The sequence below is a fragment of the Delftia sp. HK171 genome, assembly GCF_001886655.1.
GTDB classification, from domain to species: Bacteria; Pseudomonadota; Gammaproteobacteria; order Burkholderiales; family Burkholderiaceae_C; genus Comamonas; species Comamonas acidovorans.
This window is the reverse complement of sequence record NZ_CP018101.1, coordinates 2,757,867-2,769,510: the sequence shown is the minus strand read 5'-3', so window position 1 is coordinate 2,769,510 and position 11,644 is coordinate 2,757,867. Positions and strand designations below refer to the sequence as shown.

Here is an 11,644-nt window from a genome sequence, read left to right as displayed (position 1 = left end):
TGTCAGCCTCCCCTGCTCGGCCCGCTGCTCAGGTAGCGGTTCACATCGTTCATGGACTTCTGCAGATCCTTGACGTCGCGCCGGATGTCCGTCAGCGTTTCTTTCATGCGCGAGTCCTGCTCGCGCATGCGCTCGATGGCGACGGTGGCCTGGATCTCGGTGACGCTGACGCGCTTGTCCAGCGTGCTGTACGCGGAAAAGCCGGCCACCAGAAAGCCGACGAAGGTCAGCATGTGACCGAGGTTGATCGTCGGGTCGAACACCATGCGGCGGCGGTGGTGGGTCTCGGTCAAGGGGGCGAGATCAGTGCTCATTCCTGCTCCTGGGGGGCTTGTTTCGGAGGGGTTGCTTTGGGTTGCTGGGGCGCCGCTGCGCCAGCCTTGGGGGTGGGCAGCATTCCGTCCTTGACCAGGCGCTCGTACTCGGCCAGCTTCTGGTCGTAGGTCTCGTCCCAGCCGCTGCCGAACAGCTCCCACTCCGCGCGCTCGCGCGTCATCAGCCGCGCGTCGATGGCCTCGACATAGGCCTCGACCTCGGCCTTGGGATCGATGCTGCCCATGCTGTCGCCCGGCCAGGCGGCACGCGTGTAGGCCCAGCGCAGCAGCGGGTCGGCAAAGAAACCCGGCGCGGGCACGCGGCCGCGCGCCACCGCCTCGGTCAGCCAGGTCTCGAACACCGGCTGGCAAAAGCTCAGCGACAGCCAGTAGCGCACGCTGCGGAAATACACCCAGGCATCCAGCAGCGCGGCCTTGCTGGCGGAATAGCTGGAGTTGAACTGCTTGACCAGCAGCTCGAAGGGGATGCCCAGGGCGACGCCCATCTGCTTGATGACCGCCTGGATGAAGGGCTCGAAATTCGGGTTGGGCCGCACCGGGTTGACGAAGCTGGCTTTTTCACCCGGCGCCAGGCCCACCACGGCGCCCATGCCCAGGGCGATATCCGCGGGCGCCTCGCTCTGAGTCGCGCTGGAGCCATCGAACACCGGCGCAACGCTGCCACCAGGCGCCTCGATGAACACGGTGAGGTAGGCCGTCAGCACTGCGGCCATGATCTCGGCCTCGGTGTAGCGCGAGATCTGCTTGATGCAGTCGATGATCGGCGCCAGGTAAGGCACGCCCCGGGGCATTCCCGGGCGAAGGCAGCGGAAGTGGTGCAGCATGCGGCGGCGACCGCTGCGGCCCAGGCGTTCGATCCATTCGCCCTTGTATGCACCACCCGCTGTTGGCAAGCCGCTGCCCGGGTGCTTGTCGTACAGGTGGTAGGCCTCTGGTGCACCGTGAGCGTTCAGGCGCACGCCGCCGGACTCGGTGTCACTGTCGGCCTTGCCGCCGGGGTTGCCGACGCGGTCGGCTTCCAGCACCTGGATGCGCAGCTCGTAGGGCTGGGTGGCCGTGCGTTCGCCATCAGGCAGAAGGGAGAAGCAATCGCCGCTTTCCAACGCCGACCGCAGGACCAGCGCCTGCAGCTGGTAGAAATTCTGCTTGCCCTCGATATCGCACTCGGTGCTGTCGGCCCACAGGCTGAATTCCTGCTGCACCTTGGCTTTCCACGCCAGAGCGCGGTCGCGCGACCAGCCCAACACCGCCAGATTCGGCTGCGCGCTGAGCGCCAGGCCCGTGCCCACGACCCGGTCGATGTTGGTGTTGATGGCACCCACCGCGATGGGGCTGGTGCGCGCAAGCTCGCGCGACGCGCCACGCTGGAAAGGCAGTTGGCGCATCGTGTCCGACCGGGCATCCCGGGGACGCGGATTCCAGAAGCGGCGCGGAGAGGCAGAGCCGGCGGATGGCATCTCGCCGCCCATGGCCTGCATTGCTCCCAGCGTCTGGACCTTGGCGCGGGACAGCGCCCTATCAGCCGCCCAGCCGGGAGCCACCGCTGCAATCGCGCGGTCAAGCAGATTGAGTTCCATGGCGGTTTACCGGGGGGACAGGTAAACGACGCGGCGCACGCGGCCGGCCAGGCCCTGCAGGCGCTCGATGTTGGCGCGGCACTGCTGGATGCCCGCGCGGACCTGCTCGAGATCAGCGCGGCGATTGCGCCTGGCGGTCTGTCCGTTGCCGATCATGTACTCCTGCGAATTCAGGATGCGTTGCTCGGCGTCGAGATAGGACTGCAGGCGCTCCCGCTCCTGCTGCAGTTCGGTGGCGGCATCAGTCATTACCAAGATCCTTTGGATTGCAGGCCAGCAATCGCGCGCTCGAACTCGGGACGGAAACGCTCCAGCGCCACGCGCTGAACGGTGCCGCTGAAGTCGAGCCGGACCGAATAGTCCGGCGCATTGCTGGTGAAGACGAACAGGGCGCGCAGGCGCTTGCCCTCGCGCCGCCAGATGCCGTCAGGCCGACCACCGCCCTGCGGCTGGCCCACGAACATGTCATTGGCCAGGCGCCGGCCCTTGCGCAGCTTGGCACCCGTGGCACGGTCGCGCGTGGAGCTGGCGGCACGGATGCCCTTGAGGGCGTTGAGGATGGTGCGAACCTGGGCGCCGCTGACGTTGCCGTAGGCATCCAGCTTGGCCGCTGCGCCAGGCATGGCGTACTGCGTGGGCGACAGCACGCCCTGGTAGCGCAGGGCCATCTCCAGGCCCTTGTGCTTGCGCACGCCGCCCTCGACTTCGGGGAACAGGAAGTTTTCCGGGGCCACGCCCGGGGCATGGGCGCCCGTCTTGACCATCACGCGTGCCACCAGGTTGTCCTTGGTGGCGGGCTCGATGCGCAGCGCGTTGAGCGTGTAGGGCACCGGGTTGGAGAACACCTTGCGCATCTCGGCCGGCAGATCCTCGGTCTGCGCCTGTTTGGCGCAGCGGGTCAGCGCCGTGGCCGCAGCATAGGGAATCATGCGCGACGGCACGCCGCGCACGGACGCGATCACGTCGGCGATCGAGGCGCCCGTGCGGTGGATGGAAAGCATGGATGGAAGCTCCAAAACAAAGCCCCCGACTCCTTTCGGAGACCGGGGGCTGATACCGACTTTCGCTGCTGCGGTGGGGTGTCGGGAGGGTGTTTCTGCGTCAGGCGGATTTTTTAGACCTACCTGAATTACTGCGAATTTTGGGGTGTTTTGTCACCTGCCGTCCACGGAAAAAGTGTCACCTCTGGAGGTGACAAAACAGGCTTTGACACTTCGGTCGACTGCAGCTAAAGGAACGAGGAATTGCAGGCGCTCACTGCGGCGACTGAATGGACGTGACCACGCCGTTCTCGAGATAGACATACTGGGATATACCGCCGCCACGGCGATAGACCCACTGCTCATTCACACCGTTGCTGCCGATGGTCTTGTTGATCTTGGTCGGACTGCCCCAAGAATTCTTGACTTGCGATTCAGACATGCCGCGCATGACCTTGCCGGAGATCATTGCGTCGAACTTCTCGTTGTCGTCCCGCATCTTTCCCAGGCGCGCTTGCGCACTGGCCTGATCAGCCCCCGTGTCCATTGCGGGGGCTGCATTGATCACCTCCGCTGACTTGGAGTCATTGGTGCAGGCGTGCTCCTGGTAGGTGACCTTGCCATTGGCATCCTTGCACTTGTTGATGGCCAAAGCTTGACCGCCAATGGCCAAAAGACAAGCCGCCAACACAGTGGCGCGACGAGTACTGCGCATTACCTCTCTCCTGAATAGATTTCTATGGCCCCATTCGTTCCGCAAGAATGGACTGCGATGCGGAATATAGGCGCTTTCTGAAGTCACCCAACACAGAATAGAAATGTTTGCGACTGATTCGCAGTGCCGAGGCCGCCACCTTCACGGGCGCAACCCGGTGCACGTAGTACAGATCGAAGACCTGCTTGTCGAGTGCGTCCGGCTGGCAGGTGTAGGCCAGGTGAAAGGCCGCCAGCTCGGCGCTGCAGGCCGCGTTGGGTCCATCGGTGCGCAGTGGCCTGGTGCGCGTGCCGCTGAGCTGGCCCAATATCGAGCCCATGCTGGGCGATGGTCCGTAGAAGCGCCGCGTGGCCTTCCACGCAACCCAGCGCTCGCACAGCTGGTCCAGATCACGCTGCTCGTCGCTGGCTTCCGGGTCGACGTCATCGTCCGGGGCCGGTGCAGTGGCGGCCAGGCGCAGGGCCTCGGGGTCGTACAGGTCGGAGCGGATCATCGGATTCCCTTTGAATAGATGCGGCGGCCGGCCGGCGCAGAGGGCGCAATTGGCGGCAGTGGGATGGACGGTGTGGCCGCAGCGGCCGGTGGCGGCGCCAGCGGCTGGGCTGCGGGTGCGGCGATTGCCCTCTCGGCAGGTACAGACGTCTGTACGGGCAGATCGGCTGGTGCAGCGGGCGGCTGGGTTGCGGTATCCGTGGCAGGCACAGGCGCGAACAGATCGCCGATGGGCGGAATCAGCTTGTCGCGCAGCCGCTGCCAGTCCAACGGGGTCCATTTGTGCAGGCCCAGCTGGTGGGCGATGGCCAGGTTGTAGACGCTGACGTCCCAGGCTTCGTTGCGCTTGCCGTTGGGCTTGATCCATTCGCGGATGGCACGGCCCTTGTGCCAGCGCACCCGGGGCTGCTCGACCACCATCTGGTCAAACCACTCGATCGGCAGCGTCTGGTTGAAGTGCATGGCCCCTGCGCCTTCGGCGAGATGCATGCGGTTGGACAGCCAATCCTTGGCAACGTCGGTACCCACGGTCCACAACTCCACGCCGCCCGGCGTCTTGCTGCCGCCCCAATCGATGTCCACACGGCTGGGGGAGCTGCCCATGATCGGCTTGTTGGGCCGCGACGAGCCGTGCAACACGGTGCAGTTCAAGGGCCTGCGGGCAGAGCCGTAGTTGTAGACGTCCTGCGTGTTGGCGCCACCGGCGTCGATGCCGTAGGCGCTGATCATGATGGGCCGGCCCGAGGCGTGCAGCAGCGGCGTGCGCCGGATCTCGTCCAGCCGCTGCCAGACACTGCCCGGCGCCTCGGGGGGCTCCGAGGGTGAGCCTTGCAGCACGATGTAGTCGATCACCCAATGCTCCAGGCCCGGACCCCAGGCCTCGATCTGCACTTCCAGACGGTCGGGCTGGGTGTCGGCCGTCATGGTCGCAACCAGCGCCGGATCGGGCAGCACGCGCAGCGGGTACTTCTCGGCGCGGTCGCGCAGCTGCGTGGCCGTGGTGATGGTCTCGGCGTTCTTGTATGACAGGCCCAGCCGCGTGTTGTAGAACACCTGCATGGCGTTGTGATCGCCCCGCTGCAGCTGCGCCTTGGCGTGCGAGTAGTCCCGCGCCAGCGTCAGCCAGGTGATGGCGCCGACCGGCATGTAGAACGCCGACAGCGTGAAGCTCACGGTCTCGCCATCGCCCTTGGATGTGGCGACCCAGCGCGCCTGCCCGCCGGCGGCCACGTCGCGCAGCATGGCGGTCTTGTGGCGCTCATCGATCTCGCAGCCGCAGGCTGGGCACACGAACCAGGCGCGGTCCATGAAGCCGGTCTGCTCATCGCGGGCGAACCGGAAGTTCTCCAGCGCCAGCACATGCAGGTGCTCGCAGTGCGGGCAAGGCACGTGGTAGTACTCCTGCGTGCCCCGGGCAAACAGCTCGTCGATCTTCGAGAAGCCCTCGATGGCCGGGCTGGATGTGTAGAAGAACTTGCAGTCGTTCTCGTACTGCGAGGCCCGTGCCTCGGCCAGGCGCACCGGATCGCCCTCGCCATCGATATTCAGCAGCAGCCGGTCTATCTCGTCGACATAGATGTAGGGCGCCGAGACTTCGGCCAGGTTGGCGGCAGAGCCGGCCGTGTTCATGAACAGCGTGGCATCGCCCAGGAAATCCTTGGCCTGCACCGTATTGCGGGAATCGCGGCTCTTCGAGGCGGCCACGCGCTCGGCCAGCACCGGCACGTTGCGGATCATCGTCGTGACGCGCGCCGAGAAGCGCTTGACCAGGGTATCCGTGGGCTGCAGGGCCAGGATGTTGCGCGGGCGGCAGTGGATCAGCGAGGCGATCCAGTTGAGCGCTGTCTGCGTCTTGAACATCTGGGACGCCACCTTCGCCACCACGCGCTTGCAGGGGTGGCCGGGCGAAAGCACCTGGTGCACACGCCGGGCCGGATAGCTGCGGTCGAACCGGAAGGGGCCGGGCTTGGGGCCGCTCTGCGGCAGCTGCATGAACTTCTCTGCCCAGACATCGCACTGCAGTTCGGGATCAGGGCGCATGCCCTCGATCGCTGCGGCCACCATAAGGCCGTATCCATCCGCCAGGTTCATGATGCCGCTCCCTCGGGCAAGGCACGCTGCAGGCGCTGCTCTGCAATGGCGAAGGCCTTGCGCAGTTCCTCGTTGATCAAGCGCTCGATCTCGCGCGAATCGGCCAGGCCCACCAGCAGGGGCGCCGCCCGCTGGCCCACGCCCATGGCTTCATCACGCAGCGCGCGGAAGGCATCGAACACGCCGCGCCAGGCGGCCTCGCGCTCCACCAGGCGGCCAGCCTCGCGGGCGTTCTCGCGCTCCTCACGCTCCACGGACGCGCGCTCCCGGCGCACGCGCAGGGCCTGGTAGTCGTCGCCGGCCGCAGGCTGGGCCGAATCCGGGGCCTGTGGCGCGTTTCTCGCATCGCCCTCGCCTGCCCCTTGCTCGATGGGCAGCAACGCGCCAGCGCGCCCGCTGTCGGCCCTGGCGCGCGTGTTCTGTGCCCACTGCAGGTCCGCCAGCGCAGCATGGATCTTTCCATCGATCAGCGCGATCCGGCCTTCCTTCACGGCCTTGGCCACGGCCGACTTCGCCACGCCCCGGCGCCGCGCGTACTCGGCCTGCGTGATCAGGTCCATGCGCCCGTTCACTTCGACCCCCGGCGTTCACCGCTTTGTTCACTTTTCCCAAACCCAGCCACTGGCGCCTGCGCGGGGGCCGAATTACCCCCGTGATTCCATGCGCCGGGAGTACCTATGCCGGGGGTGGTGGTGCCGCCGGCCGTCAACAGATCCAGCCCTTCCATTTCTTCCTTCCTCTCTCTATACAAACAAAGAAGTGATTACGTAGTTACGAGCGCGCGTAACAGCGAAACCCGCGCCAGGCTTGGCGCGTTACACGATTACGCCGTTACACGCCTCACGCATGTGCATGCACGCGCCCACACACACCCGCCCACCCGCCTGCATGCACACACACATACGCGAGGCTGCTGTAACGCTGTAATCGTGTAACGACCCGCGCCAGTGCTGGATTCCAGCGTTACGCGTCGGTGTAATGGCGTAACGGCGCTGCACTACTGACCTCCCTGTGGTTCTTGCTCGTTGGGGGCCGGGGCACCGCTGCCATAGCCCGAGTACTTGCGCAGCGCATCCGCGAAGTCGCGCACGGCCGAGGTGGCCCAATCGCCCTCGGTCATGCGCTGCGCGCCCTCGCCCAGGATCGGCTCGGTCACCAGGAACATGCGCTCGGTCTTCTTGGCCTGCCCGGGCCGGGTCACGTTCATGGGCTTGGTGCGCACCGGGCAGCCCTGCCCCTCGGCAAAGCGCACCACCGTGGGCGTGAAGCGCGTCTGGGGGAAGGGGTAGCGGTCGCCCGTGCGCTGACACCATTTCAGGTATGCGGCATAGGCCTGGGTGATGGCGCAGGAGTGGTAGGGCAGATCCAGCTCGCCCGCCTGCCACTCGGACCAGAACAGCTCGGGGCTCTTGCGGTTGATCGCAATCAGTGCCGACTTGGCTTCCGTCATCGGGGCCGGGGCAAAGGGGTGGAAATCGCCGAGCGGGTAGTTGAGCAGGTAGTGGTAGAACGCCTCCACCCCGCCACTGTCGCGCCAGTCGCCCAGCGCCTTGTAGTACTCGAAGCCCTTGGCCCGGGGCGTGTAGACCACCAGGTAGCGCCGGTCGGAGTTGTCCAGCGCCAGCGGCTGCAGCTCGTTGGAGAGGAACACGATGTTCATGTGGTTCTTCTCCTCGCGCCGCGTCAGGTGCTTGGGGTTGATCTGCACAGTGGGCGAGGTGATCAGCGCCTTCAGCCGGTTCTTGTTGTGGACCAGCTCGGCCCGGCTGGACACTTCGTCGCCCACCACGAACAGCTTGCAGCTGCGCCAATCGTTGTGCTTGTCCTCCAGCTCGTCCTGCCCCACCAGGGCGCCGTACTTGCCGTAGATGGCAACCATGATGTCGAACAGGAAGTTCTTGCCCGCGCCCTCATCGCCATGCATCACCACCGCCGTGCGCAGCTTGGTGCCGGGATGCTGCAGTGGGTAGGCCAGCCAGCACAGCAGCCAATGCATGATGTCGCCGGTATCGCCCTCATCGGGCGTGGCCCGGCTGGTCAAGAAGGAAACGAGTTCCAGCATGGGCTGCACGTCGCCCTCTTTCGGCACCATGGCCATGCCGTCGAACAGGTTCACGGTGGAAGCCGGGTCGGCCTGCAGGGTGGGGTCGAACACCACGTCTTCCAGCCGCACCGTGCGCCGCTTCTCGCTGGCCTTCCACATCCGCACCATGTCGGCGCCATGGGCGTGGCCCATGTTGGCGATCTTCATGATCAGCCGCTCCGATCCGTCCCACACCGTGTCCGTGCCGTAGATCAGCGCGAAGTTCTCGATCAGGTGGTTGAACCGGCCCCAATCGATGGTCTTCTCCTTCTTTCGCCCCTGCACAGGCTGGTCGGCGGCAGGGCTCTTGCCACCCCCATCCCCAGAGTCGCGCGCAGCTGCGCCTTTTTTGGGGGACGGGGGGCGCTGGGCGAGATCCGGCGCCGGCCGCGCCTCGCCCGCGATGCGCACACCCGACTGAAAGTCGACGTGCACAACAGCCCCATCCAGCGGCGCTGGCGCGCCGTGAGTGGACGAAGCATGCGACTCTCCGGTCGCATGCGGTGGCGCCGTTGACGGCAATGGCGCCGCGCTGGGGTTGAGGTTGTCGGTGTTCTCAGCCATACCGCCTCGCCATCGCATCGACCACCGCCACCAGCTGCCGGCGGACCACGTCCAGGCCCTCAAGGACGTGCAAATCGTTGAAGTCCGTATCCTTCGGCCCCCGTGTCGAGGCCTTGAAGATGGGCCAGACCAGATCGCAGCCGTCCGTGGCCTTGGCGGCCCGGCTGGCGGCCGTGCGGCCCGGGTTGAGCAGCGCGCCCGTGCGCTTGTCCCGGGTCATGTAGTCGTCGTCGGCCAGGATCAGAATGCGCGTAGCCGGGTACAGCGCCCGCAGCACTCGCACCACCTCGGCCAGGTTGCCGGCGTCCAGGGCCACGAACACCGGGTGCTGGTGGTCGACCGCCATGCGGGCTGTCAGGCCCGTGGCATAGCCCTCGACCACCATCAGCAGCGCGGTGCTGGCAGCGTCGATCTCGCCCAGGCGGATGCAGCAGCCCGGCTTGTCGAAGGCCCGCAGGTAGATCTTCATGCCGTCCGGCTTGATGAACTGCAGCCCGCGCAGTGCCTGGTCGCGGGGCAGATCGGGGCGCACCAGGGGCAGCAGCGTGGTGCCGGCCGGCAGGCGCACCACCACGTCTTCATCACCACGCTTACGGGCAGGCCAGCGCAGCGACAGCTGGCGGTCCAGCGCGCGGAAGGCCTCGCCCTGCACCTGCTTGCGGTCCAGATAGGGCGTAGTGGCCACGCGCACACCCTTGCGCCAGATGTCGATGGCTTCAGCCATCGCATTGGCGATCTCGGCAGCACGCTCGATCGCCACAGCCTCCGCCAGCGCCTTGCGGTGGGCCGCCTGGCGGGCGCGCTCGGCCTCGGACAGGGGCGCCAGGTCAATCTCCACCTTCTGCCAATCGCCGCCATGCCGATAGGTGCCGAACGAGCCGACCACATACGTGCCGCCGGCATCTGGCTGCCACAGGTGCAGCTTGTACCAATCCTTGCCGCCGGCGCCGCAGGTGGTCTTGCGCCCTGCCCTGATCCTGTCAGGCAGATCACGCCGATCCCGGTCGCGCAGCGCGATGCCGAAATGCTCCATCTGGTGCAGCACGCTCTGGTAGTTGTCCATCACGCCCTGCCCTCTTTCAGCCGCTCCAGCCGCGCCACCAGCAGCGATGCGTGGCCCACCGTGCGCTCCAGCTCGCGCGTCAGCTTCGTGGCCTCGGTCACAGGGTCCAGCGGCATGGGCGGCGCGTAGCCTGCCTCATGCAGCAGATAGGCGGTCAGGCCGTGAAAGCCGATCTCGCAGCACTTGCGCATCAGCAGCAGCAACTGGCCCGGGCTCAGCCGCTCGGCCCGGGCCGGGTTCAGCGCATCCAGCAGATAGCGCGCCGCCGCATCGGGCTGCTTTTCGGGGAACAGCAGTTCGCCCACCTTCTTCGGGCCACCGAGGTACTTCACAGCATCCTTGGCAGCCTCCAGCTCATCGTCGTAATTGAGTGCTGGGTCCATGTTTCAGACCTCCAAAATCAGGGAAAACCCTTTCCGACGCGTTCCGAATTTGTCGGAACGCGTCGGAATGCCTGTATGGACAGGCTCTACAGAGGAGAAAGTGGCTTGCGTCGGCCCAACGCCACGCAGCGGCCTGACGGACATCAAGGCCCTGTCCCCTCTTCTCCATAGGCAAACCGTTCCGACGCGTTCCGAAAAATTCGGAACGCGTCGGAATGACTCAGCCAAGCAATACAGGGAGACTTCGATGCATGAACCAACGCACCGAACCCTCGCAAGAAAAAGCCGCCACGGCCCATGCCGGGCACGCGGCGGAAAATGCGCCAGGGGCAGCCCATAACCCAAGCACCCAGCCAATCGGAGATACCAATGAGCGAACAGAACAGCATCCCGTTGAATGCAGATTCCCTGAATGCCATCGTCAATGCACTGGGCGCGCTGGTCTTCGCCACCGTGCGGCAACTGCCTGCGGACAGGCAAGAGGCCTTTGCCATCGACCTGGCACGCTTGGCACGCAACGAAGAAAGGCAGGGCAATCTCATGACGGAGACGCTGCTGCTCGACATGCACCGCGCCGCCCGGGCTGCGGCGAACTGAGCGCAGGCAACGTCAAGCGAAGGCACAAGCCTGTCGGTGAGCGCAGCCACCTACTCGCCCTCGGGCAGCGCCGCGCTGGCCCGCTGGCAGCCCGCAGAGGCACTGATGTAATCGTCCAGGCTGTCGCGCAGAAACTGCGCGTGCTCCAGCGTGATCGCCACGCGCACCGTCGGCTGGCCCGGAATATCCAGTCCCAGGCCCAGGCGCTTGCGGCCTGGACAGACGGGGGTAACGTTGCGCACGTCCGCGTCAAGGTAGATGGCGGGCAGCAGGTTTATGGGCGAAGTCATCGCTTTGCACCTCCTGCAGGGTGGAACTGCCGCGTAGCGCACCACTCACGCCAGCGCTGCTCCAGTCCATCAGCCGGAACCGTGTGTACCTCGCGGATGGATACCGCGTCGAACGCTGCGGCCACCTCTCTGATGTCTGGAAAAGGGCATTCTTTGCTGAGCGCCTTCGGCGCGGCCCTGCTGACCCCAAACCATGGCAGGGCCAACGCGCCAAGCAGCAGGCGGCGGCGGGTGACGCTGTTACGCATGTGCAGCCCCAATCTCGGCGGTTCTGGGATTCACCAGCTCGCGCAAGCCCACCTCGCCCTGCGTCAGCACCTCTATCTGCAGCGCCTCTTCCAGGCTCACACGCCGCGTGCCACGCAGCCAGTGATTGACCTTTCCGGCGCTGACGGGGGGGTCCAGGCGCTGCCCGAAGGAAGCCATGGTGATGCCATGCACTTGAAGGTAAGTCTTGAGCTTCATAGATCCATT

The 11,644-nt window shown here is 65.9% G+C and carries 14 protein-coding genes; 1 reads left to right on the top strand and 13 read right to left on the bottom strand.

The window, feature by feature from the left end:
- Positions 1-2: 2 nt before the first annotated feature.
- From BO996_RS12595 to BO996_RS12545, 11 genes are all read right to left on the bottom strand, one after another.
- On the bottom strand, positions 3-314 hold the full coding sequence (locus BO996_RS12595) for a hypothetical protein (protein WP_156897951.1): 312 nt from the start codon (positions 312-314) through the stop codon (positions 3-5).
- Positions 311-1,912 carry a phage portal protein gene (locus tag BO996_RS12590; protein ID WP_071954915.1) on the bottom strand — a complete coding sequence of 534 codons (1,602 nt, stop codon included), beginning with the start codon at positions 1,910-1,912 and terminating at the stop codon, positions 311-313. Before BO996_RS12590 ends, BO996_RS12595 begins: the two co-directional genes overlap by 4 nt.
- Positions 1,913-1,918: 6 nt before the next feature.
- Positions 1,919-2,161, bottom strand: coding sequence for a hypothetical protein (locus BO996_RS12585; RefSeq protein WP_071954914.1), 243 nt, complete (start codon positions 2,159-2,161; stop codon positions 1,919-1,921).
- Entirely contained in the window at positions 2,161-2,913 is a 753-nt protein-coding gene (locus BO996_RS12580) for a hypothetical protein (RefSeq protein ID WP_071954913.1), read from the bottom strand. Before BO996_RS12580 ends, BO996_RS12585 begins: the two co-directional genes overlap by 1 nt.
- Positions 2,914-3,166: 253 nt before the next feature.
- A complete protein-coding gene (locus tag BO996_RS12575) occupies positions 3,167-3,607 on the bottom strand; it encodes a DUF4124 domain-containing protein (RefSeq protein WP_083571149.1) in 441 nt (146 codons plus the stop codon).
- A gap of 22 nt (positions 3,608-3,629) precedes the next feature.
- The gene (locus BO996_RS12570; protein ID WP_071954911.1) at positions 3,630-4,100 is read right to left on the bottom strand and encodes a hypothetical protein; all 471 of its coding nucleotides are present in this window, start codon (positions 4,098-4,100) and stop codon (positions 3,630-3,632) included.
- Positions 4,097-6,190 (bottom strand): phage terminase large subunit family protein, encoded by a 2,094-nt coding sequence (locus tag BO996_RS12565; RefSeq protein ID WP_083571148.1) that lies wholly within the window; start codon positions 6,188-6,190, stop codon positions 4,097-4,099. The genes BO996_RS12570 and BO996_RS12565 overlap by 4 nt, the downstream gene beginning before the upstream one ends.
- Positions 6,187-6,750, bottom strand: a complete 564-nt coding sequence (locus BO996_RS12560) for a hypothetical protein (RefSeq protein ID WP_071954909.1) — start codon at positions 6,748-6,750, stop codon at positions 6,187-6,189. Before BO996_RS12560 ends, BO996_RS12565 begins: the two co-directional genes overlap by 4 nt.
- Positions 6,751-7,187: 437 nt before the next feature.
- On the bottom strand, positions 7,188-8,837 hold the full coding sequence (locus BO996_RS12555) for a primase-helicase family protein (RefSeq protein WP_071954908.1): 1,650 nt from the start codon (positions 8,835-8,837) through the stop codon (positions 7,188-7,190).
- Complete coding sequence (locus tag BO996_RS12550; protein ID WP_071954907.1) at positions 8,830-9,900, bottom strand: toprim domain-containing protein; 1,071 nt, start codon at positions 9,898-9,900, stop codon at positions 8,830-8,832. Before BO996_RS12550 ends, BO996_RS12555 begins: the two co-directional genes overlap by 8 nt.
- Positions 9,900-10,283, bottom strand: a complete 384-nt coding sequence (locus BO996_RS12545; RefSeq protein WP_071954906.1) for a hypothetical protein — start codon at positions 10,281-10,283, stop codon at positions 9,900-9,902. Before BO996_RS12545 ends, BO996_RS12550 begins: the two co-directional genes overlap by 1 nt.
- 369 nt (positions 10,284-10,652) lie before the next feature.
- On the opposite strand from BO996_RS12545, the gene BO996_RS29435 reads away from it, so the two are divergent.
- A complete protein-coding gene (locus BO996_RS29435) occupies positions 10,653-10,880 on the top strand; it encodes a hypothetical protein (protein WP_071954905.1) in 228 nt (75 codons plus the stop codon).
- 50 nt (positions 10,881-10,930) lie between these two features.
- On the opposite strand, the gene BO996_RS29430 is transcribed toward BO996_RS29435, so the two are convergent.
- Complete coding sequence (locus BO996_RS29430; RefSeq protein WP_071954904.1) at positions 10,931-11,170, bottom strand: hypothetical protein; 240 nt, start codon at positions 11,168-11,170, stop codon at positions 10,931-10,933.
- A gap of 240 nt (positions 11,171-11,410) precedes the next feature.
- Entirely contained in the window at positions 11,411-11,635 is a 225-nt protein-coding gene (locus tag BO996_RS29425; RefSeq protein ID WP_198041285.1) for a hypothetical protein, read from the bottom strand.
- Between the last annotated feature and the right edge of the window lie 9 nt (positions 11,636-11,644).

Bases quoted from the DNA above. Each gene is read 5' to 3' on its own strand.
- BO996_RS12565 (WP_083571148.1), bottom strand. From the start codon at position 6,190: ATGAACCTGGCGGATGGATACGGCCTTATGGTGGCCGCAGCGATCGAG.
- BO996_RS12550 (WP_071954907.1), bottom strand. From the start codon at position 9,900: ATGGACAACTACCAGAGCGTGCTGCACCAGATGGAGCATTTCGGCATC.
- BO996_RS12585 (WP_071954914.1), bottom strand. From the start codon at position 2,161: ATGACTGATGCCGCCACCGAACTGCAGCAGGAGCGGGAGCGCCTGCAG.
- BO996_RS29425 (WP_198041285.1), bottom strand. From the start codon at position 11,635: ATGAAGCTCAAGACTTACCTTCAAGTGCATGGCATCACCATGGCTTCC.
- BO996_RS29435 (WP_071954905.1), top strand. From the start codon at position 10,653: ATGAGCGAACAGAACAGCATCCCGTTGAATGCAGATTCCCTGAATGCC.
- BO996_RS12570 (WP_071954911.1), bottom strand. From the start codon at position 4,100: ATGATCCGCTCCGACCTGTACGACCCCGAGGCCCTGCGCCTGGCCGCC.
- BO996_RS29430 (WP_071954904.1), bottom strand. From the start codon at position 11,170: ATGACTTCGCCCATAAACCTGCTGCCCGCCATCTACCTTGACGCGGAC.
- BO996_RS12545 (WP_071954906.1), bottom strand. From the start codon at position 10,283: ATGGACCCAGCACTCAATTACGACGATGAGCTGGAGGCTGCCAAGGAT.
- BO996_RS12580 (WP_071954913.1), bottom strand. From the start codon at position 2,913: ATGCTTTCCATCCACCGCACGGGCGCCTCGATCGCCGACGTGATCGCG.
- BO996_RS12575 (WP_083571149.1), bottom strand. From the start codon at position 3,607: ATGCGCAGTACTCGTCGCGCCACTGTGTTGGCGGCTTGTCTTTTGGCC.
- BO996_RS12560 (WP_071954909.1), bottom strand. From the start codon at position 6,750: ATGGACCTGATCACGCAGGCCGAGTACGCGCGGCGCCGGGGCGTGGCG.
- BO996_RS12590 (WP_071954915.1), bottom strand. From the start codon at position 1,912: ATGGAACTCAATCTGCTTGACCGCGCGATTGCAGCGGTGGCTCCCGGC.
- BO996_RS12555 (WP_071954908.1), bottom strand. From the start codon at position 8,837: ATGGCTGAGAACACCGACAACCTCAACCCCAGCGCGGCGCCATTGCCG.
- BO996_RS12595 (WP_156897951.1), bottom strand. From the start codon at position 314: ATGAGCACTGATCTCGCCCCCTTGACCGAGACCCACCACCGCCGCCGC.